The sequence below is a fragment of the Devosia litorisediminis genome (genome assembly GCF_018334155.1).
GTDB lineage: Bacteria > Pseudomonadota > Alphaproteobacteria > Rhizobiales > Devosiaceae > Devosia > Devosia litorisediminis.
This window is the reverse complement of record NZ_JAGXTP010000001.1, coordinates 2614200-2640153: the sequence shown is the minus strand read 5'-3', so window position 1 is coordinate 2640153 and position 25954 is coordinate 2614200. Positions and strand designations below refer to the sequence as shown.

Genomic DNA, 25954 nt, shown 5'->3' with positions numbered 1-25954 from the left:
CTTTGTCGCCCGCTCCGTTGCCCGAACTCGATCCTGCGTATTTTGACGCTGCTCAGACCGCCCGTGCCTGGCCGTTTGAAGAAGCACGCAAGCTGGTCAAACGGCTGGAGAAATCGGGCAAGGGTGAAGCCGTGTTCGAAACCGGTTACGGCCCCTCGGGCCTGCCGCACATCGGCACCTTCGGCGAAGTAGCCCGCACCACCATGGTGCGGACGGCCTTTCGGCTGGTCACACGTGACCAGATTCCGACCCGGCTGATCTGTTTCTCCGACGACATGGATGGGATGCGCAAGATCCCTGAAAATGTGCCATCAAGGGAGGCAATGGAGCCCCATCTGCAGAAGCCGCTTAGCGCTGTGCCCGATCCCTGGACCAATGAGTTTGCCAGCTTCGGCGACCACAATAACGCCATGCTGCGCCGCTTCCTGGACACGTTCGGCTTCAACTACGAATTCATCAGCGCCACCGACTATTACAAGTCTGGCAAGTTCGACGCCGTGCTGCGACTGGCTGCCGAGCGCTATGACGACATCATGAAGGTGATGCTGCCCACTTTGGGGGCGGAGCGTCAGGCTACCTACAGCCCCTTCCTGCCCATCTCCCCGATCTCGGGGCGCGTACTCTATGTGCCAATGAAGGAAGTCAACGCCACGGACGGCACGATAACCTTTGCTGATGAAGACGGCACGGACACCACGCTGCCTGTCACTGGCGGCCACGTCAAAATGCAGTGGAAGCCCGACTTTGGCATGCGCTGGGCCGCTCTGGGCGTTGACTTTGAGATGTTCGGCAAGGACCACCAGACCAATGCGCCGATCTACGACAAGATCTGCAACATTCTGGGCGGCAAAGCGCCCGAGCATTACGTCTATGAACTGTTCCTGGATTCCGAAGGTCAGAAGATCTCCAAGTCCAAGGGTAACGGCCTGACCATTGACGAATGGCTGACCTATGCCGGCAATGAGAGCCTGGGGCTCTACATGTTCCAGAAGCCCCGCACGGCCAAGCGTCTGCATTTCGACGTCATCCCACGGGCGGTGGACGAATATGCCGCTCATGTCGCGTCTTTTCAGAAGCAGGACGCCACGGCACGGATGGAAAATCCGGCATTCCATGTCCACTCGGGCAATGTGCCCAAGATCGACATGCCGGTCACTTTTGCGCTGCTGCTTAACCTGGCGACGGCTTCCAACCCGGAAACGCCCGAAGTCATGTGGGGCTATATCTCCGCTTACGCTCCGGGGATATCGCCGCAGACGCATCCGCATCTCGACGCCCTGGTTGGCTATGCCATGCGCTATTTCCGCGATTTCGTCGAGAAGAGCTATCGCGCGCCCGATGACGTCGAGCGGGCGGCCCTTGAAGCCCTGTCCGCGTCGTTTGCAGATTTGCCCGCTGATGCAGATAACGAAGCGATTCAGAATGCGGCGCTGGACGTCGCACGCGGCATCGAGCGTTATCAGGATCACACGCGAAAGGGCCCCAATGGCGGTCCAGGCGTGTCTGGCGACTTCTTCCAGATGCTTTATCAGGTGCTGATCGGGCAGGAACGCGGCCCCCGCTTTGGCTCTTTTGCCGCACTTTATGGTATCGACAATACCCGAAGGCTCATTGCCGACGCGCTAGCCGGAAAAATGCTGTCCAAATAACGGTCTGACGCGCGCATGGAGGACAACTCCGTGCGCGCGTTTCTTGTTTTCAGCAGGCTGGCGATGGTGCTTCCACCCACTGGGCGGCCAAAGCCGCGATTTCCGCCATTCGCGAACGGCCATCGGGCATCTTCATGCCATGGTCCAGGCTCGGGAATTCCCAATAGGTCAGTGTGCAGCGGCCTTCGGCGGCAAAGGCATCGGCGGCAAGCCGGGCCGATGCCAAGGGGCTGGAGGTATCGAGGCCGCCTTGGATCAGCAGGATTGGACTGCTGCTTGCCAGCATGTAGTCGACGGCTTTGACATCCAGAATATCGGCCCAGAACCGATACGTTGAACCAGCAAACAGCTCGTCGCTGTCAGGATTGGCACGGGCCGCGGCAAAGCCGGCATCAATGGTCGCATGCCCCTCCGGTGGTACTGTGCGCCGTACCGTTTCGGCAAATGTCGTGCCTGAGGATGATGACAGCATGATTATCGCCCGCGGCTGCAACTGTGCTGCCAGCATCGCGACAGCCAAGCCACCCTCCGAACCACCAAACAGCACCAGATCTGCCGCGGGCATGTTTGACTGACTGCGCAGATGGTTGAGAACTGATCGGTAATCGTCGACGCGCTGCGAAAGCGTATACTGCGTTACAAACTCCTGGGGGCAGTCGGCGTAACCGTCCACTATCGCGCTATCCGGTGCGATCCCGATTTTCTCGACAATCAGTGCGGCATAATTGGGAAATGCTGCCCGAACGGTTGCCAGAGACGCATTATTGGCGCCGGGCGCACAGCCCGAGCCCTGGCTGATCAAGATCAAGCCCCCGGCATGTGCTGGCGGGCGATCCAGCGTGTAGTGGATAAGGCTGCCATCCGCCCGGGAAAGCGTGTGGACATCGCGCGCTGCGGAGCTTGGCAGTGCCTGCAGACAGGCAAGAAACAGGGCGAGCGGAAAGGTAGGCTGCAACCGCATCTGGTTGACCTCAATGAAAAAGATGGAGTGTTGACGCTGCAAGTGCCGCGACTGGTCAGTCAGCGGCGACCGTTGCTGGAACGTATTCGAGAATGTCGGCGGGCTGACAGTCTAGGTAATCGCAAATGGCATCGAGCGTCTCGAACCTTATGCCCTTTACCTTGCCCTGTTTGAGCAGTGACAGATTGGCCTCGGTAATTCCGATATGCTCGGCCAGATCCTTGGACTTGACGTTGCGCAGGGCGAGCATGACGGCGAGATTGATTTTGATACTCATGAGCCTCAGACGAACTGACTGTTTTCTTCAGCGAGGATTGCGGCTTTTTCCATTGCCCATGCCAAGGCGGCGATAGTCGCGGCAAACAGCGTCATCAGCAACATGTCGCTACTGATCTGCACAGACAGCTGCCGCATGCCCGCCGGCGCATGCCAGCTCAGCAATACCGTCAGTGCGCTGAAACTCAACGCCTTGGTGATGATGCCCAGGCCGATGCCGGCTGCAAAATCCCGCAATCCGCCAATCCCGCGCGCCGAAAATGGTCGCCCCTGGGCAAACTCGGAAAAGCAGCGCCGCAGGCGCACGAGCCCCCATATCAGGGGCGCAACGCCCACTATCCCGATCCCGGCGGCCAGCAGGCGCCTGACCGGCGTCACGACACCCAGAGCGTCGCTACTTATCCCGGTCATGGCCAGTATGTCCTGGCGGTCCACCAGGCCCCAGTAAAGCACCAGCGCAACGGGCAGCAGCGCCGCTGCAGCGATCACGCATAGCGCCAGCGCGTTGAAGGTCAACGCAGTGCGCGAAGCGACTGGTATTCTGAAATTGGCGATATCGCTCTGCAGCGGGTTCACGCGTGTGTCGATCATCATCGGTCTCCATTCGATGAAATAGGTATAGCCCAACAATTATTGTTTGACAATAATAAAACATCGCAAAAGAATACGGAACCATCATAGAACGATAAGGCCATCCAATGTCACCCGCACTCAAGCCCGTGCTGTTCGCAGCGCTGCTCTCCCTGACGCCAACGCTTGCGGTCGCCCAGACAGCGAGCAGCACCGACACAGGAATGATCTCGATTGCGCAGGTATTTGAGCTCGCCGAACGCGCTGACGGCGATCGCGGCGCTCGTATGGCTGTCACTGCCTATCTGGCGGCTTTGGGTGAGACCACCAGGGCTCTGTTGCAGCAGGCCGAGGCGCGCGGGATCTCCCCAGTCAGGTGCAACACCGATATCAGCCTCACCAAGCACAGCGTTCTTGAGGCATTGCACGCAGCGGCACCGGATAGTGCGAGATGGAGCAATACGCCAGCAACGCCCATCATTGTCGCCGACATGTTCGACAGGGCAGGGTGTCTTTAGGTCGGCTGCACAATGATCAGGAGGGGGCGAGCCCTGTGTCGGCCAGCCGCGCCAGCAGCGCTGCAACGTCGCCTACCGCATGTGCGATGTGCCGGTAGACCCGGCCATCGGGCGTGCGGCGGACCAGATCCAGACCACCCCCGACACGAGCAACTGATCGGCCCGCTTGGATGGCCAGCGCAGCAGTCGGCCCGCACCATCAAAGCACCGCGCGACCTTGTCGACGCGTTTGGGATCAATGGTCGGCGGGGTCATTGGAGAGCGCCTTGCGGAAATAGACGACGCGCTGTGTCTCTTCGAACCCCAAAGCGGCGTGCATGCGATGGCTTTCGGTATTGTCTATCGCGGCATCCGATGCAAATTCGCTGCACCCCAGCCGCCTGGCCCAATCCTCGACGGCGTCCACCAGCATGCGGGCAACGCCATTGCGCCGATGCTCGGGCACGACATAAATGCCTTCGAGAAACGCGGCCGGGCTCGTCTGGCAACCATTGACATAGTCATGCCGAAGCGCTGCCTCAGCTATCCCCACTGCCGAGCCATCTGCCGTTCGTGCAACGAAGTTTGCCAGATCCTTTGGCGCCGCCAGTATCTGGGCAATGGCTGCAGCATGAGTGTCGAGCCCATGGCGCGGCCACAGCGCCTGGCGCAACGCTGCCCAATCTGCACGATCACTCGCGGTCGCCGCCGTGATGATCATTGGCTGGCCCAGATGATCCGCGCGATCCACTCGACCTCGACCAAGTCGAAGATGCGGGGCTCATAGGCCGGATTGAGCGAGTGCAGTTCGATCTGGCGCCCAGTCTGTCGGGCCAGGATCTTGGCCATCACTTCGCCATCGCGGGTCTTGACCACCACCCGGTCGCCGCGCCGTACCTGCTCGGTGGGGGAAACGACAATGCGGTCGCCTTCGCGATAGAGCGGCTCCATGGAATCGCCATGCACCTCGAGCGCGTAGATGCCGCCCTCCTGAGGTGTAGGCAGCGAAATCTCGTCCCAGCCTTGCCCGGCAGGGAAGCCCGCACTGTCAAAAAAGCCGCCACTGCCTGCCTGTGCCAGCCCCAACAGGGGCACCGTGCGGTTGGGCAGATTGTCGTTGAGCTGCATGAAGGCCCCGGCGCCCGACAGGAACGTGTCGAAACTTTCCCCGGTCGCTTCCAATATCTTGGAAATGCTCTCGGTCGATGGCCAGCGTTCGCGCCCATCCTTGCTGACCCGCTTGGATACATTGAATGCCGTGGCATCCAGACCGGCCAGCTTGGCAAGGGCCGAGACGGAATGACCATGGCGTCGCGCCAGGGCATCTATTCCATCCCAGATAGCTCTATGTGACAGCATGGCGAGAGGCCTGAAGAGGAAACATGTCTTATATGTGGAATTAAGTCCTAGATATATGCCGCTCCCCATCCCCTGTAAAGAGCACCCATCCAGCGCTTGCCGCCGTCTGCGCTCCCCATTAGGTTCGCGCTCATGAGCACCCCGGAATTCGTCTATAAAATCGCCACCGAAATCGGTTTCGCCCCGGCACGCAAAGCGGCGTCTTTTGCCGGCATGCCGATCGATGCCAAGGATGGCTACATCCATTTTTCCACTGCCGCGCAGTTGGCGGAAACCCTGCGCCTGCACTTCGCTGGCCAGTCTGGCCTCGTCCTGCTGGCGGTACGCAGCGCCGATTTGGGTGATGATCTGGTGTGGGAGCCGTCGCGCGGCGGCGCGCTGTTTCCCCACCTCTATGGCGGGCCATTGCCCATCGCCAACATTGCCTGGGAGGCGCCGCTCAGTGTGACGGCCGAGGGTAGCTGCGAACTGCCGGAGGCGGTAAAATGATTTTTTCCGCGCTTGCGCCGCTATTACGTGTTCCAGCCGTTTCTGGCCTGACCAAGCAGACCCTGCTCAAGATGGACGCCGAAACCGCGCACCTGGCGACGATTACCGCGCTTCGGCTCGGTTTGGCACCCGATCAGGTCCACCCCGATAGCGCCGAATTGCGCACCACTCTGTGCGGTCTTGATTTGCAGAACCCTGTCGGCATGGCGGCTGGCTTTGACAAGAATGCCGAAGTGCCGCGCCCCTTGGCCCAGATGGGCTTCGGCATGGTCGAGATCGGCACGGTCACGCCGCGCCCCCAGACGGGGAACCCCAAGCCGCGCCTGTTCCGCGTGTCCGGTGCAGATGGCGTCATCAACCGCATGGGGTTCAACAATGAGGGCCATGAAGCCGCCTTCGCCCGGCTCAAGGGGCTGCGTGTTCCCGCTGCCTTGGGCGTTAATATCGGTGCCAACAAGGATAGCGACGACTTCGTCGCCGACTATGTGCTCGGGGTGCAGAAGTTCGCGGACATTGCCGATTACCTGACCGCCAATATCTCCTCCCCGAACACCCCTGGCCTGCGTAATCTGCAGGCTGACGAAGCCCTGCAGCGCCTGCTGGGTGAAATTCTTTCAGCCCGGGCCAAGGCCAGGACACGGGTGCCGGTCTTCCTCAAAATTGCCCCCGATCTCGATGAGGCGGCGCTGGATTCCATCGCCAGGGTCGTTCTGGCCACCGACCTGGACGGGCTGATCATCTCCAACACCACCATTACCCGCGATGCGGTGGCCGGGCTGGAAAATGCCGAGGAAACTGGCGGGCTCTCGGGCAAGCCGCTGTTTGATCTGTCGACCCGGAAGCTTGCCCAGATGCGACAGCGCGTTGGCGATCTGCCCATTGTCGGGGTGGGGGGGATCCACTCGCCGCAATCGGCCCTGGCCAAGTTCGAGGCAGGCGCCAACGCCGTTCAGCTCTACTCCGCGCTGGTGTTTGGCGGTCTTGAACTGCTCGACACCATCAAGCGTGGTCTTGTTGCCGCCGTTCGGGCGCAGGGCAAGACCAATATCGCCCAGCTGGTCGGGAGCAGATCTGCAGACTGGGCGCAGGGCAAGGGACGCCTTTAGACTTTTTCGGGGCCCGTGGAAAACAGCGCCTCGAACTGGCCATCCTCAATCCGCGCCGCCGCGATCACCGCCTGGGTGCGGCTATCGACGTCCAGCTTTTGCAGAATGGCAGAGACATGCGCCTTGACCGTGGCTTCCGAGATGGTCAGCTCATAGGCGATTTGCTTGTTCATCAGCCCGTCACTGAGCATCATCAGCACGCGGACCTGCTGCGGCGTGAGCGTTGACAGGCGGCGCATCAGGGCCGTGTGATCATCATCGCCGCTCAGCGTCGTCCCTTCGGGCACGAACACTTCGCCCGAGAGCACGGTTTCGATGGCGCGACGGATTTCTGTTGGCCCCACAGATTTGTGCAGATAGCCCGCAGCTCCCAACTCGAACGCGCGGCGCACAACCGTGCTGTCCTCAACCGCAGAAATGATCATTACGGGAATATCGGGATATTGCGCCCGCAGCAGCAAGAGCCCCGAAAACCCCCGCACGCCGGGCATGTTGAGGTCCAGTAGCACCAGATCGCAATCGCGATCAGCGTCGAGCGCAGAGCTCAAGCCAGCCAGATCACCTGCCTCTTCGACCGTCACGGTTGCATCGCCACCAGAAAGGGTTTGGCGCAAGGCAGCGCGGAACAGCGGATGGTCGTCAACGATGATGATACGGCGGCGTGTCATATTGGCGTCGGCCTCCCAGCGCGTGGACAATAGGGGTGTATCGTCACCCTGTAGTCGTAAACCACTAGAAAATCAGCTCTCTAGGGGTCCGGCACTGGCTTAATGCGGCAATGCTTAACGGGTTCTTTACCATAAAATCCCAAGAGTGAGCGTCATACCTTCGTGTTGAATCGCGGGGGGGGGACCGTCTTTTCATGACAGGTATCGTTTATGGCCCGCGCGCACTCTTTTCAGGATATGACCGACCCGGCTCGTGAACCGCAGCCGGGCGAGTGGCAGGCCTTGCGTGGTGAACTGGTAGCCCTGCTTGATCAGGTTGAGGGGCGCTACGCCCAGATCGAAGAGCCCGAGCCCGCCCTGACGGGGCTGACCCAGCGCGTCCGCAATCTGCGCGATCAGGTGATCGGCCCCGAACCTGCCGTCCGCCGTCGCGAGGCTCTGCGCACCGTCAAGCGTGCCGTTGATCGTTTCAGCGAACGCGATGAAGCCGCCCATCACGATGATGAAGACGACGCGCTGGCCAGCGCCATCGCCGAAATTCGCGGCCGACAGATGTCGGGCACCGCGGCCGGGTTGGGGCGTCGTGTTGTCGATACCCCTGAATTCCGTGAACTCAATTCCTTGGTCGGTGGCCTCTCGGGTCGCCTTGGTCGGCTTGAAACCGAACTGAAATCGCAGCGTAACAACCATGGCAGCGTGCACGAAGTTGCCAGCCAGGTTGAGCAGCTTACCCATGTCGTGGAACTGCTTGCCGGTGCCGTCGGCGAAACCGGTCAGGTCAAGCGCCTCGAATCCCAGATCGGCGCACTGGCCCAGTTGATCGAGCAGGGTCCCAAGGTGGACCTGACCGCCATCAACAAGCGCCTTGATGACGTGTCCAGCACAGTGGGCAAGCTTGCCGAACTGCAGGCCCAGCAAATGGAGCGCGAGATCGTCCGCGAGGATCGGATCGCCGCTGCACCGCAGACGGAAGGCGCCGCGAGCCTTGTCCCCACCATGCAGGCCATCGAAGCCAGCGTGCGCAATGTCTATGACCGCATTGATTCCATCGAAAAGAACATCGGTCTGCCCTCAGGCGACTTCGAACGACTGACAGCCGAGATGGCCGCCTTTACCCAGGCCATGCACAATGGCGATGCGGCCCCTGGCGCGCTGATCAGCAAGGTTGATGCCCTGGCCGCCCGTATTGGCGATTTCGAGGTCGCCAATGGCGACGTTGCTGGTCTCAAGCAGGATGTATCGGCCCTTCGCGAAGCTGTGCTTTCGGGCATGGAGCCGCGCTTTGACCGGATTGAAAGCCAGATTGGCGCCCTCTCCGAGCGCATCCAGCCGGCCGCAGACAGCGCCAATGTTGAAAGCCAGCTCAAGCTGCTGATGCAGCGCATGGATGAAACCGGCGCCCAGCTCAATGGCCTGGCCAAGCTCTATTCGGACTCCAGCGATGCCGCCGATATCGAGGCCGTTGCAACACTGGTTGCCGAGCGCACCAGCGATGCCCTGACCCGCAAGGCACCCGCACCAGTCGCCATGTTCGGTCCGGACAGCCTCAAGAGCATTGAAGACCGCCTGGCCGGCATGATCAAGAGCGCTGGCAAAACCCCCGACTACGAAACCCTGGCCGAACTGGTTGCTGAACGCACCTCGCAGGCCGTCGCCAAATCGACCCCGGCTGCTGCCGGGATGAGTCCCGACGGCATGAATGCACTAGAAGAGCGCATGACGGCGCTGTTCAACACAGCTGGCAAGGATACCGCCGAGCGCCTGACGCGGCTCGAAGCGGTGCTCACCAATCGTGCGGCTGCATCCGCCCCGACTGCGCCCACTGCGGCTGAAATTCAACCCGCCCAGCCAGCCACCAGATCTTCGACTAGTTTTGGTCTGACCACACCGCCCACTGAAGCGCCCGGAGAAAGCCGCGCCGAGCGGCTCGAAGCCATGCTGTCTGCTCTGGGCACTGCGCCGTCTGACGACGACGATGATGCCATGCCCGCCAATCCGGGCGATGACGCACCACTGGTTGATCCCGGCTTCAAGAATGCCGGCCCTGTCCGCTCGGCTCTGGCTGCCAAGGTTGGCGCTACCCAGCCGCCGCCAATGGCACACGAGCCCGAGGCGCCGCCCCAGACAGCAAGACCAGAAGCCCCAGCTGCGTTTGTCGAAAAGCCAACCGCAACCACGCCAGTAGACCGCCCCGCCTTTGATCCAGGCAGCGTGGAGCGTCCACCGCGCCCGCAGTCCAGCTTTTCCCCGTCGGGCGCTGAGTCCTTCAAGTCGTCTGCGCCTGCGGTATCGCCCGCTGAAGCTCAGGCTAGCCAGAACAGTACCAGCACCTTCGTGGCCGCCGCCCGTCGCGCCCAGCGTGCGCGTGCCGAAACTGCGGTCCCTGAAGTTGCCGGCGGCTCAGTCATCAGCCGCGCCCTGTCGCGCTTCATGCCCGACAAGGCATCCGAGCCAGCGCCGCTCTTGCGCGAGCCGGACGTCAAGCCGACCCCAGAAAAGCCAGTCAAAGTCGAAAAGCCTGCCAAGGCGGAGAAACCAGCCAAGGTCGAAAAGCCCAAGCGCCGGATCCGTCTGGGCAAGTCCGAGCCCAAGGCTCCCGCAGTTGATGCCGTCACCTCGGCCGGCGTGACTGCCGAGCCCGACACAGACACGCAGCCCAATTTCCTGGTGCGCCACCGCAGGCCGCTGCTGCTGGCCGCTACGCTGGTGGCTGTCTCCATGCTGGCCCTCAATCTGGTCATGCAGCGCATGGCGCCTGCACAGCCACAACAGGCAGCCGTCGAAGAGCCCGCACCCGCCGCGGCCCCTGCCGCGCCTGCTGGTGAGCCAACCGCATCGCAGGACGTATCGCTGGTCCGGCCCGAGCCGCGCGTCATCGATATGGTCGATGATACCGCGACGGCCTCGATCAACCCCAACGTGTCCAGCTTCAGCCGCTCCAATGTGGCCACCACGCCAATGCCGCCATCGCTGCTGGCCAGTACCGGTGGCAACGGCGCGACCTTTGCCCCGAACGGCGCCATGGGTGACGTGCCCGCCACTACGGGCAGCATTGGTGGCAAGATTACCATTCCCGAGACCTTTGATCTGCCGACCGAATCCGTCGGACCAGTTGAACTGCGTCAGGCCGCTGCCGATGGCGACGCCAAGGCTCAGTTCGAAGTGGCTGCCATCTTTAGCGAAGGTCGCGCTGTCGATCAGAGCTATGAAGAAGCCGCCGTCTGGTATGAACGCTCGGCAGCGCAGGGTTTCGTGCCCGCGCAGTATCGCCTGGGCAATCTCTATGAGACCGGTACCGGCGTTGATAAAGATCTCGAACTGGCCAAGCTCTGGTATCAGCGCGCTGCCGATGCCGACAACCGCATGGCCATGCATAATCTGGCGGCACTCTATGCCAGCGGGCAGATGGGCGAGCAGGCCTTTGAAACTGCAGCCGAATGGTTCGCCCAGGCGGCCGCACGCGGCATGACCGACAGCCAGTTCAATCTGGGCATGCTCTATGCCCGCGGTCTTGGCGTTACCCAAGATTTCGAGCAGTCCTATAAATGGTTCTCCCTGGCTGCCCTTGGGGGCGACGCCGACGCTGCCAAGGCACGCGAAGATATCGCCAAGTCGCTCAGCGCAGAAGCCGTCAGCCGCGTCGGGGCCGAGGTGGCTGCCTGGAAGTCAGCACCGATCAACCTGGCTGCCAATTTTGCGCCCATCGGGACGTGGTCCGACAAGTTCGTGGCCGGCGAACCCATCACCTCGCGTGAAGTGATCACCAAGGTGCAGATGGCGCTGGCGAAGTTGGGCTTTGACATCGGCACCCCTGACGGTCTGGTTGGTCCCAAGACTGCCGAAGCCATTCGCACATTCGAGCGGGGCACCGGCATGAGTGAAACCGGCGTGATCAACCCGCGTCTGCTCGCCGTTCTGGGCAGTCAGCCGGTCTGACATCAAAGCGTATTCTGACTGTGTGCCTTATGCGCCATACAGCGCAAAAATAGTGGGGCTCCTGCCTGTAAAAGGTGGGAGCCTTTGACTTATTGTTGACGGACGATCCTGTAGGGTCGTTGCGATGTAGTTGTTTCGAACGGAACCAGGGTCTTGCAGATCTATCTGCCGATCGCCGAACTTTCCGTGAACCTCTTCTTTCTCGTGGGGATCGGAGGGGCAGTCGGATTCCTGTCGGGCCTGTTTGGGGTCGGCGGTGGTTTCCTGCTGACTCCCTTGCTGATTTTCTCTGGTGTTCCCGCACCTGTCGCTGTTGCTTCGGTAACCGGCCAGGTCGTCGCGGCATCGACTTCTGGCGCCCTCGGACACTATCGACGCGGCGGCATAGACCTTCATCTCGCTCTGTATCTGATTATTTCCGGCATTATGGGTGCCATTGGTGGCGTGGCTGCGTTTGACATGCTGCGCGATGCCGGTCAGCTCGATGTGGTCATTTCCGTTGGCTTTCTGGTGCTGCTCGGTTCGGTCGGTACGCTGATGCTGGTGGAGTCGGCGCGCTCGCTGCTCAAGTCACGCAAGGGCGTGGTGGTGCGCGAACGCCTGCCCAATCAGCACAACTGGATTCACGGTCTGCCGCTACGCGTGCGCTTCAAGAAGTCGCGCCTTTATATCAGTGTGCTGCCTGTCCTGCTGATTGGGCTGTTTATCGGCTTCGTTGGCTCGCTGTTGGGCATTGGCGGTGGCTTCATCATGGTGCCCGCGTTGGTCTATCTGCTGCGTGTGCCCGGTAGCATTGTCATCGGCACTTCGCTGGCGCAGGTGGTTGCCATGATGGCCGCGACCACCATCCTGCATGCCGTGCAGAGTCAGAGCGTCGATATTCTGCTCGCCTTCTGCCTGATGGTGGGCGGCACCGCCGGCGCCCAGTTCGGCGCATCGGCCGGCAAGTATCTGCGAGGCGAGCAATTGCGCGGCCTGCTGGCGCTGCTCGTTCTGGCCGTGGCGATCCGCTTTGGTGTTTCGCTGATCCTCACCCCAGCTGACGTGTTCAGCATGGCGGTGGTCGGAGGTAGCCAATGATCCGGTTTCTTGTCATCGCGATCCTGACAACGCTGCTGATCTCCTCAGCGCATGCCGAGCGCCTCGTTTCCCAGCTCTCCAATGATAGCGTCGAGATCACCTCCAGCTTTGATGGCGAGAGGATGACCTTCTTCGGCACCATTGCGCCAGATGCTGGCTCCGATCAGAAGTTTGTCACCGGCCCCTTCCACGTTGTGGTCGTGGTGCTGGGGCCGACACAGAACCGTGTCGCGCGCGAAAAAACCCACAATTTCGGTATCTGGTTGAACACCGATCAGGTCGAATTCGACAACTTCCCCAGCTACTTCCATGTGCTCTCCAGCGACAAACTGACGGACATTACCGACGTCACCACCCTGACGGCCAACGCCATCCTGCCCGAGGCCCTGACACTGGCCACAAGTACGGCCGACTGGTGGAAAACTGCTGTTTTCAGCCCCCAACTGGTTCGGCTGATGCGCGAGGAGGGGCTGTTCGGCATTCAGGAAAATGGCGTCAATTTCCTGTCCGACAATTTCTATTCGGCCCGCCTGACGCTGCCCAGCAATGCGCCGCCGGGGCCCTATATCGCGCTGACCTACGTCTTCAAGCAGGGCGAAATTATCGCCCGGAAGTCCGAGGGTTTTTCGGTGCGAAAGATTGGCTTTGAACGCTTTATCGCCCTGTCTGCCGTGCAGCAGCCGCTGCTCTATGGTCTGGTCTGCGTCATTCTGGCCTTGTTTACCGGCTGGCTTGGTGGCGTGCTGTTCAAGCGCTGATCAGTTGCGGACCAGCCGCTTGGGACTGACCGGATAGGTGCGATCCTTGCCCAGCATGGTCACTTCCAGCCCCGGCAGATGAAACAGACCGTTAAAGGCTGCCGACAGGATATTGATCGACCCCGTCGAGGCGCCATAGGCGGGCAGGATCATCAGCCGATTGTCATGCACGAAGCACGGACGACGCGTTGAGCGCCCTTCGATCTGGATATGGGCTGCCGGGTGCAAATGTCCCGCCATCAATCCAACGGTGCCTCGGCGCGGCTCGTGTGTGAGAACCAGCCCGTCCAGCGTAACCTCGTTTCGACACTGTCCGCCCAGTACGTGCGGGCGCGGATCGTGATTGCCTGCCAGCCAGAGCCATTCCGCCAGCCCCGTCAACCGGTCCAACCGTGCGCGGTCCGTCTCGCTGAGCGTGGTGGTGCCCTCATCGCGATGGAAGCTGTCACCCAGCGAGACCAGACGCTGCGCGCCGGTACGTCGCAGATCGGCCTCCAACCGAGAAAGCGTCATGCCGGTATCATAAGGCGGCAGCATCTGCCCGCGTCTGGCAAAGCTGCTCATCTTCTCCAGATGCAGATCGGCAACCAGCAACGTCTGCCGGCTATGCCAGTACAGCGCGCCGGAAGGCAGGGGTTCAAAATTATGGCCGGCAAAGCGCAAGACCGGTGTCTCCGTCATCTCGGCTTGATATTGGACCTGGCTCAAGATTGCCCAAGCGCCTCACGCATCAGTTCATCTGCGGCATCAGCCATAGCCGATTCGCGCCCCTCGCCGAAAATCGGCTCCTTGCCGATATCGAGCATCACCGGTACCGCAAGTGGTGAAATCCGGTTCAGCGGCTTGTGCACGATATGGCCGCGAATGCGCGCCAGCATGTCGCCCAGCCGTTCAATATCGAGCAGTCCCCGCGCCGCGTCACGACGGGTCGCCTGGATCAATATGTGATCGGGCTCGTGCTGATAGAGCACGTCATAGATCAGGTCCGAGCTCATGGTGATCTGCCGGCCACTTTTCTCGCGGCCCGGATGTCGACGTTCGATCAACCCGGCAATGATCGCGCAATTGCGGAAGGTGCGTTTCATCAGTGCCGATTCATCCAGCCAGGCTTCCAGATCATCGCCCAGCATGTCCTCGGAGAATAACTCGTCCAGCGATAGCCGCTCGGTGCGGATCAAAGCTGACAGATCGCCCAGTCCCCAGATCGCCAGCGCATATTCGCTGGCGACAAAGCCCAGCGGCCGCGCCCGTGATCGTTCCAGCCGCCGCGTCAGCAACATGCCCAGCGTCTGGTGCGCCAGCCGACCCTCAAACGGGTAGCACACCAGATAGTTCTGTGCCCCACGCGGAAAGGTCTCGACCAGCAGGCTGTCGCGCTTGGGCATCACCGACACGTCGCGCTGCAAAGCCAGCCAGTCGCGCACCTGCTCGGGCAGCTTGGCCCAGTCTGCCGGCGTATCCATGATCCGCCGTACCCGGTCGGCCAGATAGGTCGAGAGCGGAAACTTGCCGCCCATATAGGATGGTATCTTGGGATTGGTCGCCTGCGCCCGCGACACGAAAGCCTCATTGTCGCGCATGCCCTCAAAGGCCACGATCTCGCCGCCAAACATGAAGGTGTCGCCCACCAGCAGCGTGCCGAAGAAATACTCTTCCATCTCACCCAGCACGCGCCCGCCCGCCCCGATGGGGCTCTTGGACTGGCCTTTCTTGAAGCCACGCGATCGCACCAGTCGCACCCGCACCATCGGCTCTTCGATAATGGTGCCGATATTGAGTCGATATTGCTGGGCCACCTGCGGATTGGCCACGCGCCAGGTGCCGTTTTCGGTCAGCTTGAGGCGGGCATAACGCTCATAGGCCTTGAGCGCATAACCACCCGTGGCCACGAATTCGAGCACGCGGTCGAACTGGCTGCGTTCCAGATCACGATAGGGCCAGGCGAGCCGTATTTCGGCATAAAGATCGTCTGCCGCAAACGACGCGGCACAGGCCATACCCAGAATATGCTGCGCCAACACGTCATAGCCGCCATTGACCGGGTCTTCGCTGTCCTGATGGCGCTCGGCGACGGCCTCCAGCGCCGCCTCGCATTCGAGCACCTCAAAGCGGTTGGACGGCACCAGCATGGCTTTGGATGGCTCGTCCAGCCGGTGGTTGGCGCGGCCAATGCGCTGCAGCATGCGCGAGCTGCCCTTTGGCGCCCCCACCTGCACCACCAGATCGACATCACCCCAGTCAATGCCCAGATCAAGGGTGGAGGTGCACACCACCGCCTTGAGCGTGCCCGCAACCATGGCGGTCTCGACCTTGCGGCGTTGCTCAACCGATAATGAGCCGTGATGGAGCGCAATGGGCAGTAATTCCTCATTGACCGCCCACAGCCCCTGAAACAGCAGTTCGGCCTGACTGCGCGTATTGACGAACAACAGCGTGGTGCGATGCCGCTTGATGGTCTCATAGAGTTCGGCGTGGGCGTAATTCGCCGAATGCCCTGCCCAGGGCAGGCGCTGTTCGGTTTCGAGGATTTTGAGCACGGGCGGCGCGCCACCCGAAGCTTCCAGCAAATGGGTTGGCTTGCCCGAAACCGGCTGCGCGATCCAGTCCCGCAACAGGTCTGGTCGCGCCACCGTGGCGCTGAGCGCGGTGATCTGCAGATCGGGTGCCAGCGTGGCAATGCGCGCTAGCGCCAGCGACAGCAATTCGCCGCGTTTGGAGGTCACCAGGGCGTGCAGCTCGTCGAGCACTATGCGCTTGAGCGAACCGAAGAACAGCTCGGCATGCGGGTGGCTGATCAACAGGCACAGCTGTTCCGGGGTGGTTAGCAGGATATGCGGCGGCTTTGCCCTTTGCCGGGCACGCTTGCTGGCCGGTGTATCCCCGGTGCGGGTCTCGACCTTGATCTTGAGACCCATCTCGTCGATCGGGCCGGTCAGATTTCGCTGCACATCCACCGCCAGCGCCTTGAGCGGGGAGATATAGAGCGTGTGCAACCCGTCATGATCGCTCTGGACCAGATCGGTCAGGCTGGGCAGAAAACCCGCCAGTGTCTTGCCCGCGCCGGTGGGCGCAATCAGCAGCGCCGAGGCGCCTGCCTGCCAGCTTTCCAGAACATCAAGCTGGTGCTGCCGTGGTGCCCAGCACTTGGTGGCAAACCAGTCGGCGATGATGGCAGGCAGTTCAGCCAAATCGAAGCTCCGCCAGAAGCGCGGAAGGCTTCTGCAAATCACAAAACTCACTATATGGTCACTCAACGCACAATAGACAGCCGGAGCAATTATGAGTGATCCATCACGCAGCGAGTATGATCGACCCAGGTTCGAACGCCTGCTCGGGGACCGGCCGGGCAAGGTGATTGTCCGGCTCGTTCTGCTCTCGCTGCTGGTTGGTTTTCTCATGTCGGTCTTTGGTGTCGATGCCCAGCAGATCGTGCGCGGCACAATCGAGCTGTTCCGCGAAGCCCTGCGCGATGGTGCTGGTGTGTTCCGCAGCCTGGGCGGCTATATCCTCACCGGCGCCGCTCTGGTTGTGCCCATCTGGCTGCTGATCCGACTGACGAGGAAAGGCTGATGGCCCCCGAGCACCTCAACCTCACCCCGCAGCAGGCCCTGTCGCGTCTGGTGCCCCATATCCTCGAAATGGAATCCAAGGCTCACGCCCGCATTATGATTGGCATCGCTGGTGGTCCGGGCACCGGCAAGTCCACGCTCGCCGCTGAACTGGTGACCATGCTCAATGCCACCCATCCCGGTAGCGCCCAATTGATCCCCATGGATGGCTTCCACATGAAGCACGCCAAGCTCGAGGCCATGGGGCAAACCGACTACAAGGGGGCGCCGCATACCTTCGAAGGCGCCGAGTTCGTCAGCTTCCTGCACCACCTCAAATCGGCAAAGCAGGAAGTCAGTGGCCCCGGCTACTCCCGCAAGATCGAAGATGTCGTCGAAAAGGCCTTCACCGTTGCGGCCGAAGTTCGCGTGCTGATTGTGGAGGGCAACTATCTGCTGCTCAGCGAAGGTCCGTTTGCCGGCGCCCGGCCCTTGCTGGACTACGCCGTCTTCATTGATGTGCCGCGTGATCTGGTGCAAACCAGACTGCTCAAGCGGCATGGCGAGGAAGGCCTGTTCAGCGAAGAGCGCAACCGCGCCCATATCGAGCGTAACGACCTGCCCAATTATGATCTTGTCTGTCTGTCGCAGGACCGTGCAGATGTGGTGATCTCCCTGATCACCGACCAATGAGTCTGCGAGCCCCACCATGACCACCGGCGCCCGTCCGCAACACCCCTTTGTCGTGCGCCATGCAGATGTGTGGAAGATAGCCGTTCCGGCCTCTGTGGCCTTCATCACCGAGCCGCTTGTCGGCATTGTTGATATCACCGTCATTGGCCGGTTGGGTGATGCCGGCCTGCTCGGTGGTCTGGTGCTGGGTGCCCTGATCTTTGATGTCATCTTTTCGATGACCTATTTCCTGCGCATCGGCACTGCTGGTCTGACCGCACAGGCGGTCGGGGCACGCGATCCGCGCGACGGCCTGCTCCACGTCAGCCGCGCCTTGGTGCTGGCCGTTATCATCGGTCTGGGCATGATTGCGCTGGCCGTGCCGCTGCACTGGGCCAGCCAGGCGTTGCTGGCGCCCGGGCCCGGCGTCAGCGCTGCATTGAGCGAGTATTTCTTCGTTCGTATCTGGGCCGCCCCGGTGGTGATGATCAACCAGTGCCTGCTCGGCTGGTTCTATGGGCGTGCCGCCGCTGCGACCGGGATGATGCTGCAGATCCTGCTGCATGGCATCAATATTGTGGCCAGCATTGTGCTGGTGTTCGGCTTTGGCATGGGCGTGCGTGGGGTGGCCCTGGGCACTGTGCTGGGCGGCACCATTGCTGCCGTGCTCGGCTTGATTCTGCTGGTGCGCCACTATGGTGGCCTGCGCCGTCTGCTTGATCGGGCACCGCGCATCGAACTGCTCGATACTACGGCGCTGCAACGCATGTTCGGGCTCAGCCGCGATCTGATGATCCGCTCGGCAGCCCTGATGGGAGCCTATGCCTGGTTTGCTGCGCAGGGCGCGCGCATGGGGGAGGTGGCCCTGTCAGCCAATGCTGTGCTGCTCAACCTGCTCATGGTCGTATCGTTCTTCCTTGATGGGGTGGCGCAGGCCGCCGAGCAATTGACCGGCAAGGCCGTGGGCGCCAACTGGCGTCCGGCCTTTGATCAGGCCTATGGACTGAGCTTTGTCTGGGGTCTGGTGCTGACCGTCTCCATGGGACTGGCCTGGTATTTTTCCGGCCCGCTGATTATTGGCGTGATGACCACCAATGCCGAAGTCCAGGCCTATGCCCTGACCTATCTGCCCATCGCCGCGCTGTGCACCGTCACCTTCATGCCCGCCTTTGTCTATGACGGCATACTGATTGGCACCACGCTCAACGCCACCATGCGCAATGGCATGGTGATCTCGCTGGTGGTGTTCCTGACGGTGGCGCTGGTGGCGCAGCCATTGCTGGGCAATTGGGGGCTGTGGCTGGCGCTGCACAGCTGGTTCATCGCCCGAGGCGTGATCTATTGGTGGGCGCTTGAACGTCGTAAGGCCGGGCTGTTCAGCCCCGCTGCCTAGCTGCTTCGGCCGCCGGGACTGCGGCTTTGATTGGCCAGCCCACTGATTGCCGCCCGCAGCGCTGCCGGCTTGACCGGCTTGGTCACCACCGCAATGCTGCGCTCCTCGGCCAGTGCCCGCACCGCTGGGCTGCGGTCCGCCGTCACCAGCGCCGCCGGCAAATGTCCACCCACATTGTGCCGTAGCCATTCAATGGCATCGAGCCCCGAGGTCTGATCGAGGTGATAGTCCATCAGCACCAGATCGGGATACCAGCCCTCGAGCAGGCGTTCCTTGTCGATCTGCTTGAGCGATAGCGCACTGCGAACATCGCATCCCCAATGGCGCAGCAGCCCTTCCATGGCCTCGATGATGGCGCGCTCATTATCCACACACAGCACTTTGAGCCCCAGCGTGCCGAAATTGGTTTCAGCCGGCGCAGGCCCCATCTCGGCCGTCGGACGGATTGTCCGGGTCAGCGGCAGGAACAGCGAAAACCGCGATCCGCGTCCCTCGCTGCTATCCAGTTCCATGGTCAGCCCAAGGGCGGTCACCAGACGCTGCACGATCGACAGCCCCAGCCCCAGCCCCTGTGCCATGCGGGCGCCCCGCTCCAGCCGCGAAAATTCGGCGAATAGCAGCCGGTGCTGGTCCTTGTTGAAGCCGATACCGGTGTCGATTACATCAAGCCGCATGCGATTGCCGCGACGGCGCAACCCGACCAGCACCTTGCCGCCCGGATTGGTGTATTTGATCGCGTTCGACACCAGATTTTGCACGATGCGACCCACATGGGAGCGATCCACCAGCACCGAGCTTTTGCTCGGCACGATGCGCAACGTAATATTGCGCTCGCGTGCCATGGGGCCAAACTCCACCTCGATCCGCTTCAGCATGTCGCGCGCAGCGACCGGCACAGGAGCGGGTTTGAGTGCCCCGCTATCGATGCGCGAAATGTCCAGCAGCGCCGACATGATGTCTTCCACTGCCGTCAGTGACGCTTCGATCGAATTGGCCAGTTCCGCCAGTCCCGTTGATTTGGCCCGCTCGATCAGGGTCGAGGTATAGAGTCGCGCTGCATTGAGCGGCTGCAGCAGGTCATGGCTGGCCGCAGCCAGAAACCGCGTCTTGTCATGATTGGCCGCGTCGGCCTTGGCGCGGGCGCTTTCAAGCTCGGTATTGACCCGCGTCAGCGCTGCCGTGCGTTCGGCAACACGCGCTTCGAGCGAAAGATTGACCCGTTCCAGTTCGCGCTCGGCTTTGACCCGCGCTGTGACATCAGCAAAGGCAATGACCAGGCCGCCATCGGGCAATCGGCTGGAATGAAACTCCAGTGTCTGCCCCCCATTGCCCCGTCGCTGTGTCACTGTGACGGGTGAAGAGGTCAGCATGTTGATCCGCTCTATGGCCAGACGCGCCGCGTCGCCATCGCCCAGATCCCCGCGATCCCCCAGATAGAGCGCGATGTCGAACAGCGGCGTGCCGACCTTTTGCAGGACTTCGGGCACTTCAAGCAGCGAATTGTACCGCGCATTGGACGTTACCAGTCGCAGGCTGGCATCAAACACGGCTATGCCCTGCGGAATGTGGTCGATTGCCTGGCTCAGGCTGGTGGTTGGGGCAAGGCTGTTTGGCGGCATGGGCGAGAGGCGACCTTTGTGGGGATATTCCGGACTATCTGCCCCCTCGCAAACCTGCGCAAGAACAACCCGCGGGTCATTGCTTTTGACCCATCACTCATCAATGCTACTTACCCGCGGGTCGTGCGGGCCGCCTGGGGAAAGGCGGAACACAACAAAAGGGGCTACCAATGTTTAAAGAATTTCGGGACTTTGCCATCAAGGGCAACATGGTCGATCTGGCGATCGGTGTGATTATTGGCGCAGCGTTCGGTGCCATTGTGTCTTCGCTGGTTGACGACGTGTTCATGCCGCTGATCGGTCTGATCCTGGGTGGCATCGACTTCTCGAACCTGTTCTTCGTGCTCTCCAACCCGGATAACATTGCTGTGCCATCGCTTGCCGTTGCTCAGGAAGCTGGTATCGCCACACTCAATATCGGCCTGTTCATCAACGCTGTGGTCAAGTTCACCATTGTGGCCTTTGTGCTGTTCATGGTGGTCAAGGGTATCAACTCGATGAAGCGCGAAGCCGCTGCCGAACCAGTTGCGGCCACGCCGGCGCCGAGCAAGGAAGAGGTGCTGCTGACCGAAATTCGCGACGCACTGCGCAAGAAGTAAGTCGATCAGGCCAGCCTCCGGGCTGGCCTTTTTCGCGCCTACAAGGTAGGAACATAGTCCATTGACAGATCAGAAATAGGCAAATAAACCTATAGTAGGTAGCAACGCCTACGTATAGTCCGTATCGGCGAGCGGGAACCCTTAGTGCAAACTACCAGCGCAAACGCATCGTTGGAGCGGTGTCGGTTTGAAGCAAGTTTGCCAGGGCAGGGGGCAAGATGAGCGACAACATCCATTATCGGTCTTCACTCAACCGCGATCGGCTGGTGCACATCGTCGATTCCGATCCGGCCACATGCGAGGCACTCAGCGTGCTGTTCCGGCTCGAGGGGTTTCAGACCACCTTCTCGGTGGAGGCCGCCCATTTTCTGATTGGGCTTGAACGGCGAAAACCCGATGTCGTGGTGCTCAATCTCAGGCTGGGCGAGGAGAGCGGGCTAAGCCTGTTGCGGCGGGTCAAGTCGATGGGAACGGGAACGCCGGTTTTCATGCTGGCCGATTATCCACAGCTTGAAGCCGCCGTCACCGCCATGAAAATCGGCGCCTCCGATGTCATCAGCAAGCCCATCGATACCGAGCATCTGCTGACCGACATCCGCGAGGCACTCTGCCAGGATGTGCATTTGAACGGCATGCAGGGTGGGCGCCGCGCTGTTGAGGTACGCGGCTTTCAACAACTCACCCCGCGCGAACGCGAAGTGCTGCAATTGATCACCAATGGCCAGTCCAACAAGGAAGCCGGTCGTGCGCTGGGGATTTCGCCGCGCACCATTGAGGTGCACCGCGCCCGGGTCATGGAAAAACTCGGCGCCCGCAACACGGCCGATCTGATGCGGATCGTCCTGACCAGCTGAGCTGCCTGATCGCGCCGAAAACTACCCGCCGACGGTGGGCAGTGTCAGATCGCCCGAGGTGAGCTTGCTCGCCGTGATCCGGGCATCGGCCCGCTCGCGCGGCAGTTCCAGGCTGGTCCAGACGCTGACCAGCGCGTGGCGCAGCTCGAAGATCATCTCATCGGTATGCAGCGGTGTCGGAGTGATCCGCAGGCGCTCGGTTCCCTTGGGCACGGTGGGATAATTGATCGGCTGGATATAGATGTTGTGCTTTTCCAGCAGCATGTCGCTGGCCGCCTTGCACTGACGCGCATCCCCCACCATCAACGGCACGATATGGGTTTCGGTGTCCATCACCGGCAGGCCGGCATCGGCCAGAATAGCCTTGGTCACGCGTGCCTGACGCTGCTGCATCATGCGTTCATGGCCACTGACCTTGAGGTGCTCGATAGACGCCCGGGCAGCAGCGCACAGCGCTGGGGGCAGGGCGGTGGTGAAGATGAACTCGGGCGCATAGGAGCGCACAGCATCAATGATCGCCTTGTTGGCGGCAATATAGCCGCCCATGGTGCCAAAGCCCTTGGCCAGAGTGCCTTCGATGATGTCGATCCGGTCCATCAGGCCATCACGCTCGGCCATGCCGCCGCCGCGGGGGCCGTACATGCCAACGGCGTGCACTTCGTCGATATAGGTCAGGGCGCCGAACTCTTCGGCCAGATCGCAGATTTCCTTGATCGGGGCGATATCGCCATCCATCGAATAGACGGATTCAAAGCAGATCAACTTGGGCCGTTTGCGATCGACCTGGCTGAGCAGTTCACGCAGATGGGCCACGTCGTTGTGGCGGAAGATCACCTTCTGCATGCCGGACTGACGCACACCCTGAATCATCGAGGCGTGGTTGAGCTGGTCCGAATAGATGATGCAGTCCGGCAGCAGCCGGGCAATGGTCGAAATGCCCGCTTCATTGGACACAAAGCCCGATGTGAACACCAGCGCCGCTTCCTTGCGATGCAGGTCGGCGAGCGAACGCTCAAGCTCGACCAGCGGGCGATTGGTGCCCGAAATATTGCGCGTGCCGCCGGCACCAACGCCAAGCTTGCCTGCGGTCTCCTGCATCGCGCCGATCACCTTGGGGTGCTGGCCCATGCCCAGATAGTCATTGGAGCACCAGATCGTGATGTCGCGCTCATTGTCGGCATCGTCGCGATAGATGGCTTTGGGGAAATGGCCCGCAACCCGCTCGAGGTCAGCAAAGACCCGGTAGCGCTTTTCCGCCCGTAGCGTATCAACCGCATCTTCGAATATGCCGCGATAGTCCATCGAAACGTCCTTTTGTCTGTCGCGGACAGGTCGGCGTCCGATCTCGACTAGCCATATAAGCTGCGGCAGCTGGTGCATTGACCCACGTCAATCTCTCGCTGCTTGCCGCGCCGAAATGTCGAGGCCCACGATTTGGACCATCAACATGAGACTCGTTCTAAACTGCAAAGCCCGCGCTGCCAATGTGCCAGAAGCTCGCAGGCAGCAGAAGTCAGCCGTCTCCCGACACTTTGATCGCCCGCCTCCCGCGCTTGTCGCCCCGACCAGTGCGCGCTAGATCGGGGGCGATAAACACCGGGAGCCATCATGACCGAATTTGCCAACTACCCCAGCCTGACAGGCATGCCGGTTGTCATTTCAGGCGGCGCGTCGGGAATCGGCGCAGCGCTCGTCCGCAATTTTGCGGCTCAGGGCGCCAGGGTCGGCTTTGTCGATATTGCGCGCGAGGCGGGCCAGGCTCTGGCCGCTGAACTCACCAATAGTGGACAAACGGTCAAGTTCGCAGACTGCGATATTACCGATACTGGGGCCTATCAGGCTGCGATCGCCGATTTTGCCGCAGCCCATGGCGATGCCCTGGTTTTGGTCAACAACGCTGGCCACGATCAGCGCCATGACTGGGCAGAAGTGACGCCCGCCTATTGGGATGACCGCATGGCGGTCAATCTCAAGCACGCTTTCTTTGCCATTCAGGCCGTGGCGCCGGGCATGATCAAGGCTGGCAAGGGCTCCATCATCAATACCGGCTCGATCAGCTGGATGGTCATGACGCCTGAGCTGCCGGTTTATGAAACCGCCAAGGCTGCCACCCACGGTCTGACCCGGGCCATGGCGGGCGAGCTGGGCAAGTCCGGCATCCGTGTCAACTCGCTGGTTCCCGGCGCCATCGTCACCGAACGACAGCTTGAGCACTGGCTTGATGAAGCCGCGCTCAAGGGCATTTCGGACGCGCAGGCGCTGGCGGGTCACATCTATCCCGATGACGTTGCGCGCATGGCTTTGTTCCTTGCAGCCGACGACAGCGCCATGATTTCAGCCCAGCAATTTCTTGTCGATGGCGGCTGGGCCAACAGCTGATCCCGTTCATCAACTGTTCAGGCTCTTTCGTTCATCACCATCCTGCCGTATTCAGGGGGCACCTACAGGCCACCAAACCGAATCCTTCAGGGGGATATTCTATGAAGTCGAAGATTTTTGTTGCGCTTGCCGCGACGCTGGCGCTGACCGCCTGCACCACCACCAATCCGTACACGGGCCAGTCCCAGCTTTCCAACACCACTGGCGGCGCGCTGATCGGCACGGGCGGCGGCGCTCTTGCTGGTGCGCTTGTTGGCGCAGCCGTTGGCGGCGATCCTCGCGTTGGTGCCCTGATCGGTGCAGGTGTTGGCGGTCTGACCGGCGCCGGCATTGGCGCCTATATGGATCAGCAGGAAGCCGAGCTGCGCGCACAGCTGCAGGGCACCGGCGTTTCGGTGACCCGTGTTGGTCAGAACATCATTCTGAACATGCCATCCAACATCACCTTCGCCACCGACCAGTCCAATGTTCAGCCGCAGTTCAACTCGACCCTGGTGTCGGTTGCCCTGGTGCTCAAGAAGTTCGACAAGTCGATCATCGACGTCTACGGCCACACCGATAGTCAGGGCGACGACGCCTACAATCTCAGCCTGAGCCAGCGTCGTGCCGTTTCCGTCGCGACAATTCTGGCCAATCAGGGTATCGATCAGCGCCGCTTCTATATTGAAGGCAAGGGCGAAACGAGCCCGATCGCTTCCAACGCAACCGAGCAGGGCCGTGCCCAGAACCGTCGCGTGGAAATCCAGATCGCGCCTATCAATAAGGGCTGATCAGTTAGATCATCGATACGGAAAAGCGCGGCCATTGAGCCGCGCTTTTTTATTGTGTCGGGATGGCTGGTTCGACAACAGGTGCCGAGACAGGCGTCCCCGAGTGCACATCTGTGCCGGGCGCCCCTGTCAGGATCTGCATCAAGAACAGCAGCGCGATGACGATCGCCAGACCGATCAGACCGTAGAGCCACCAATTGGTTGGGCCGGTCGATCCCACGGTCGCTTCGTGTTCGCGCGCCACCTTGAGTGGTGAGTTGTCGGGTACGTCAAGACGCGCGCCATTCTCGTCGATCAAGGCATCGACGCGGGCGGCATTGGCCGCCGGTTGTTTTGGAGCAGTAGCCATCAGAAATCCCCTTTCAGGACGGTGTCGGCACCAACGTCATTCTCGGCGCCCTGCCGCACTTCGGCGATGGCAGCGTCGATCTCGTCCGCGCTGAAGCCGACATCGTTGCCATTGGCATTGGCACTGGTGACTTCGGCCTTGAGCTGGTGCAGCAGGTCGATTTTCTCTTTGGCGGTGAAGAGCGTGTTGTGGGCGATTTGCATGGGCGAGAGATTGTCGTGCCCTCCCATACGCTCGCGCAGGCTATCAAAAACCATGGTGATCCCCTTCGTGTTCGATGATCAGTAAACGCCATAGGCGTGTCGCGGTTCCGCTGGCGGGCTTGGGTCGCGCATTACAGCGGCCTTTGGTTCCACACCTAAAGCACCGCCCCGATCACATTTTTCGATCGTGGAACTTCGCGGCGCACCGTCACGTTAGCC

At 61.2% G+C, this 25954-nt stretch carries 27 protein-coding genes; 14 read left to right on the top strand and 13 right to left on the bottom strand.

The window, feature by feature from the left end:
• Positions 1-2 precede the first annotated feature (2 nt).
• Positions 3-1649 carry a lysine--tRNA ligase gene (locus tag KD146_RS12620; RefSeq protein ID WP_212659007.1) on the top strand — a complete coding sequence of 549 codons (1647 nt, stop codon included), beginning with the start codon at positions 3-5 and terminating at the stop codon, positions 1647-1649.
• Positions 1650-1698: 49 nt separating this feature from the next.
• On the opposite strand, the gene KD146_RS12615 is transcribed toward KD146_RS12620, so the two are convergent.
• From KD146_RS12615 to KD146_RS12605, 3 genes are read right to left on the bottom strand one after another with little or no spacing between them, the layout of a single operon-like run.
• Complete coding sequence (locus KD146_RS12615; RefSeq protein ID WP_212659006.1) at positions 1699-2610, bottom strand: alpha/beta hydrolase; 912 nt, start codon at positions 2608-2610, stop codon at positions 1699-1701.
• A gap of 55 nt (positions 2611-2665) precedes the next feature.
• The gene (locus KD146_RS12610) at positions 2666-2887 is read right to left on the bottom strand and encodes a helix-turn-helix domain-containing protein (RefSeq protein ID WP_212659005.1); all 222 of its coding nucleotides are present in this window, start codon (positions 2885-2887) and stop codon (positions 2666-2668) included.
• Positions 2888-2892: 5 nt separating this feature from the next.
• A complete protein-coding gene (locus KD146_RS12605; RefSeq protein WP_212659004.1) occupies positions 2893-3477 on the bottom strand; it encodes a hypothetical protein in 585 nt (194 codons plus the stop codon).
• A gap of 107 nt (positions 3478-3584) precedes the next feature.
• On the opposite strand from KD146_RS12605, the gene KD146_RS12600 reads away from it, so the two are divergent.
• A complete protein-coding gene (locus KD146_RS12600; RefSeq protein ID WP_212659003.1) occupies positions 3585-3974 on the top strand; it encodes a chlorophyllide reductase in 390 nt (129 codons plus the stop codon).
• A 72-nt stretch (positions 3975-4046) separates the two neighbouring features.
• On the opposite strand, the gene KD146_RS12595 is transcribed toward KD146_RS12600, so the two are convergent.
• The 3 genes from KD146_RS12595 to KD146_RS12585 are packed head-to-tail and all read right to left on the bottom strand — an operon-like array spanning position 4047 to position 5312.
• Positions 4047-4229, bottom strand: a complete 183-nt coding sequence (locus tag KD146_RS12595; protein ID WP_212659002.1) for a hypothetical protein — start codon at positions 4227-4229, stop codon at positions 4047-4049.
• Positions 4210-4674, bottom strand: a complete 465-nt coding sequence (gene aac(6') / locus KD146_RS12590; protein WP_212659001.1) for an aminoglycoside 6'-N-acetyltransferase — start codon at positions 4672-4674, stop codon at positions 4210-4212. The genes KD146_RS12595 and aac(6') overlap by 20 nt, the downstream gene beginning before the upstream one ends.
• The gene (locus KD146_RS12585; RefSeq protein ID WP_212659000.1) at positions 4671-5312 is read right to left on the bottom strand and encodes a S24 family peptidase; all 642 of its coding nucleotides are present in this window, start codon (positions 5310-5312) and stop codon (positions 4671-4673) included. Before KD146_RS12585 ends, aac(6') begins: the two co-directional genes overlap by 4 nt.
• Before the next feature lie 132 nt (positions 5313-5444).
• Between KD146_RS12585 and KD146_RS12580 the strand changes: the two genes are divergently transcribed.
• Positions 5445-5801 (top strand): DUF952 domain-containing protein, encoded by a 357-nt coding sequence (locus KD146_RS12580; RefSeq protein WP_212658999.1) that lies wholly within the window; start codon positions 5445-5447, stop codon positions 5799-5801.
• On the top strand, positions 5798-6907 hold the full coding sequence (locus tag KD146_RS12575) for a quinone-dependent dihydroorotate dehydrogenase (protein ID WP_212658998.1): 1110 nt from the start codon (positions 5798-5800) through the stop codon (positions 6905-6907). The genes KD146_RS12580 and KD146_RS12575 overlap by 4 nt, the downstream gene beginning before the upstream one ends.
• On the opposite strand, the gene KD146_RS12570 is transcribed toward KD146_RS12575, so the two are convergent.
• Positions 6904-7575 carry a response regulator gene (locus tag KD146_RS12570; protein ID WP_212658997.1) on the bottom strand — a complete coding sequence of 224 codons (672 nt, stop codon included), beginning with the start codon at positions 7573-7575 and terminating at the stop codon, positions 6904-6906. The genes KD146_RS12575 and KD146_RS12570 overlap by 4 nt on opposite strands.
• Before the next feature lie 237 nt (positions 7576-7812).
• Between KD146_RS12570 and KD146_RS12565 the strand changes: the two genes are divergently transcribed.
• The 3 genes from KD146_RS12565 (at position 7813) to KD146_RS12555 (ending at position 13349) form a co-directional block, all read left to right on the top strand.
• Entirely contained in the window at positions 7813-11511 is a 3699-nt protein-coding gene (locus KD146_RS12565) for a peptidoglycan-binding protein (protein ID WP_212658996.1), read from the top strand.
• Between the two features lie 153 nt (positions 11512-11664).
• Complete coding sequence (locus KD146_RS12560) at positions 11665-12591, top strand: sulfite exporter TauE/SafE family protein (protein ID WP_212658995.1); 927 nt, start codon at positions 11665-11667, stop codon at positions 12589-12591.
• Positions 12588-13349: a TIGR02186 family protein gene (locus tag KD146_RS12555; protein ID WP_212658994.1), complete on the top strand. Its 762-nt coding sequence runs from the start codon at positions 12588-12590 to the stop codon at positions 13347-13349. Before KD146_RS12560 ends, KD146_RS12555 begins: the two co-directional genes overlap by 4 nt.
• Here KD146_RS12555 and pdeM read toward each other — a convergent pair whose 3' ends face one another.
• The gene (gene pdeM, locus KD146_RS12550; RefSeq protein ID WP_212658993.1) at positions 13350-14057 is read right to left on the bottom strand and encodes a ligase-associated DNA damage response endonuclease PdeM; all 708 of its coding nucleotides are present in this window, start codon (positions 14055-14057) and stop codon (positions 13350-13352) included.
• The gene (locus KD146_RS12545) at positions 14054-16747 is read right to left on the bottom strand and encodes a ligase-associated DNA damage response DEXH box helicase (RefSeq protein ID WP_212658992.1); all 2694 of its coding nucleotides are present in this window, start codon (positions 16745-16747) and stop codon (positions 14054-14056) included. Before KD146_RS12545 ends, pdeM begins: the two co-directional genes overlap by 4 nt.
• Between KD146_RS12545 and KD146_RS12540 the strand changes: the two genes are divergently transcribed.
• The 3 genes from KD146_RS12540 to KD146_RS12530 are packed head-to-tail and all read left to right on the top strand — an operon-like array spanning position 16629 to position 18962.
• Positions 16629-16919, top strand: coding sequence for a DUF6460 domain-containing protein (locus tag KD146_RS12540; RefSeq protein WP_212659221.1), 291 nt, complete (start codon positions 16629-16631; stop codon positions 16917-16919). The genes KD146_RS12545 and KD146_RS12540 overlap by 119 nt on opposite strands.
• Positions 16919-17590 (top strand): nucleoside/nucleotide kinase family protein, encoded by a 672-nt coding sequence (locus tag KD146_RS12535; protein WP_212658991.1) that lies wholly within the window; start codon positions 16919-16921, stop codon positions 17588-17590. Before KD146_RS12540 ends, KD146_RS12535 begins: the two co-directional genes overlap by 1 nt.
• Positions 17591-17606: 16 nt before the next feature.
• Positions 17607-18962, top strand: a complete 1356-nt coding sequence (locus KD146_RS12530) for an MATE family efflux transporter (RefSeq protein ID WP_212658990.1) — start codon at positions 17607-17609, stop codon at positions 18960-18962.
• Here KD146_RS12530 and KD146_RS12525 read toward each other — a convergent pair.
• Positions 18959-20581, bottom strand: a complete 1623-nt coding sequence (locus KD146_RS12525; RefSeq protein ID WP_212658989.1) for a hybrid sensor histidine kinase/response regulator — start codon at positions 20579-20581, stop codon at positions 18959-18961. The genes KD146_RS12530 and KD146_RS12525 overlap by 4 nt on opposite strands.
• Positions 20582-20751: 170 nt before the next feature.
• On the opposite strand from KD146_RS12525, the gene mscL reads away from it, so the two are divergent.
• Complete coding sequence (gene mscL, locus KD146_RS12520) at positions 20752-21180, top strand: large conductance mechanosensitive channel protein MscL (protein ID WP_212658988.1); 429 nt, start codon at positions 20752-20754, stop codon at positions 21178-21180.
• 218 nt (positions 21181-21398) lie between these two features.
• Positions 21399-22034 (top strand): response regulator transcription factor, encoded by a 636-nt coding sequence (locus KD146_RS12515; RefSeq protein ID WP_212658987.1) that lies wholly within the window; start codon positions 21399-21401, stop codon positions 22032-22034.
• A 21-nt stretch (positions 22035-22055) separates the two neighbouring features.
• Here KD146_RS12515 and hemA read toward each other — a convergent pair whose 3' ends face one another.
• On the bottom strand, positions 22056-23336 hold the full coding sequence (gene hemA / locus KD146_RS12510; protein ID WP_212658986.1) for a 5-aminolevulinate synthase: 1281 nt from the start codon (positions 23334-23336) through the stop codon (positions 22056-22058).
• 306 nt (positions 23337-23642) lie between these two features.
• Here hemA and KD146_RS12505 point away from each other — a divergent pair, with 306 nt between their 5' ends.
• Entirely contained in the window at positions 23643-24413 is a 771-nt protein-coding gene (locus KD146_RS12505) for an SDR family NAD(P)-dependent oxidoreductase (RefSeq protein ID WP_212658985.1), read from the top strand.
• Between the two features lie 101 nt (positions 24414-24514).
• The gene (locus KD146_RS12500) at positions 24515-25183 is read left to right on the top strand and encodes a YiaD family glycine zipper/OmpA-like lipoprotein (RefSeq protein ID WP_212658984.1); all 669 of its coding nucleotides are present in this window, start codon (positions 24515-24517) and stop codon (positions 25181-25183) included.
• Positions 25184-25232: 49 nt separating this feature from the next.
• Here KD146_RS12500 and KD146_RS12495 read toward each other — a convergent pair whose 3' ends face one another.
• Positions 25233-25532: a hypothetical protein gene (locus KD146_RS12495; RefSeq protein WP_212658983.1), complete on the bottom strand. Its 300-nt coding sequence runs from the start codon at positions 25530-25532 to the stop codon at positions 25233-25235.
• On the bottom strand, positions 25532-25789 hold the full coding sequence (locus KD146_RS12490) for a hypothetical protein (protein ID WP_212658982.1): 258 nt from the start codon (positions 25787-25789) through the stop codon (positions 25532-25534). Before KD146_RS12490 ends, KD146_RS12495 begins: the two co-directional genes overlap by 1 nt.
• Between the last annotated feature and the right edge of the window lie 165 nt (positions 25790-25954).

Bases quoted from the DNA above. Each gene is read 5' to 3' on its own strand.
- KD146_RS12615 (WP_212659006.1), bottom strand. From the start codon at position 2,610: ATGCGGTTGCAGCCTACCTTTCCGCTCGCCCTGTTTCTTGCCTGTCTG.
- KD146_RS12610 (WP_212659005.1), bottom strand. From the start codon at position 2,887: ATGAGTATCAAAATCAATCTCGCCGTCATGCTCGCCCTGCGCAACGTC.
- KD146_RS12605 (WP_212659004.1), bottom strand. From the start codon at position 3,477: ATGATCGACACACGCGTGAACCCGCTGCAGAGCGATATCGCCAATTTC.
- KD146_RS12600 (WP_212659003.1), top strand. From the start codon at position 3,585: ATGTCACCCGCACTCAAGCCCGTGCTGTTCGCAGCGCTGCTCTCCCTG.
- KD146_RS12595 (WP_212659002.1), bottom strand. From the start codon at position 4,229: ATGACCCCGCCGACCATTGATCCCAAACGCGTCGACAAGGTCGCGCGG.
- KD146_RS12585 (WP_212659000.1), bottom strand. From the start codon at position 5,312: ATGCTGTCACATAGAGCTATCTGGGATGGAATAGATGCCCTGGCGCGA.
- KD146_RS12580 (WP_212658999.1), top strand. From the start codon at position 5,445: ATGAGCACCCCGGAATTCGTCTATAAAATCGCCACCGAAATCGGTTTC.
- KD146_RS12575 (WP_212658998.1), top strand. From the start codon at position 5,798: ATGATTTTTTCCGCGCTTGCGCCGCTATTACGTGTTCCAGCCGTTTCT.
- KD146_RS12570 (WP_212658997.1), bottom strand. From the start codon at position 7,575: ATGACACGCCGCCGTATCATCATCGTTGACGACCATCCGCTGTTCCGC.
- KD146_RS12565 (WP_212658996.1), top strand. From the start codon at position 7,813: ATGACCGACCCGGCTCGTGAACCGCAGCCGGGCGAGTGGCAGGCCTTG.
- KD146_RS12555 (WP_212658994.1), top strand. From the start codon at position 12,588: ATGATCCGGTTTCTTGTCATCGCGATCCTGACAACGCTGCTGATCTCC.
- KD146_RS12540 (WP_212659221.1), top strand. From the start codon at position 16,629: ATGAGTGATCCATCACGCAGCGAGTATGATCGACCCAGGTTCGAACGC.
- KD146_RS12545 (WP_212658992.1), bottom strand. From the start codon at position 16,747: ATGAGAAAACCAACCAGCAGCGAGAGCAGAACGAGCCGGACAATCACC.
- KD146_RS12535 (WP_212658991.1), top strand. From the start codon at position 16,919: ATGGCCCCCGAGCACCTCAACCTCACCCCGCAGCAGGCCCTGTCGCGT.
- KD146_RS12530 (WP_212658990.1), top strand. From the start codon at position 17,607: ATGACCACCGGCGCCCGTCCGCAACACCCCTTTGTCGTGCGCCATGCA.
- KD146_RS12525 (WP_212658989.1), bottom strand. From the start codon at position 20,581: ATGCCGCCAAACAGCCTTGCCCCAACCACCAGCCTGAGCCAGGCAATC.
- mscL (WP_212658988.1), top strand. From the start codon at position 20,752: ATGTTTAAAGAATTTCGGGACTTTGCCATCAAGGGCAACATGGTCGAT.
- KD146_RS12515 (WP_212658987.1), top strand. From the start codon at position 21,399: ATGAGCGACAACATCCATTATCGGTCTTCACTCAACCGCGATCGGCTG.
- hemA (WP_212658986.1), bottom strand. From the start codon at position 23,336: ATGGACTATCGCGGCATATTCGAAGATGCGGTTGATACGCTACGGGCG.
- KD146_RS12505 (WP_212658985.1), top strand. From the start codon at position 23,643: ATGACCGAATTTGCCAACTACCCCAGCCTGACAGGCATGCCGGTTGTC.
- KD146_RS12500 (WP_212658984.1), top strand. From the start codon at position 24,515: ATGAAGTCGAAGATTTTTGTTGCGCTTGCCGCGACGCTGGCGCTGACC.
- KD146_RS12495 (WP_212658983.1), bottom strand. From the start codon at position 25,532: ATGGCTACTGCTCCAAAACAACCGGCGGCCAATGCCGCCCGCGTCGAT.
- KD146_RS12490 (WP_212658982.1), bottom strand. From the start codon at position 25,789: ATGGTTTTTGATAGCCTGCGCGAGCGTATGGGAGGGCACGACAATCTC.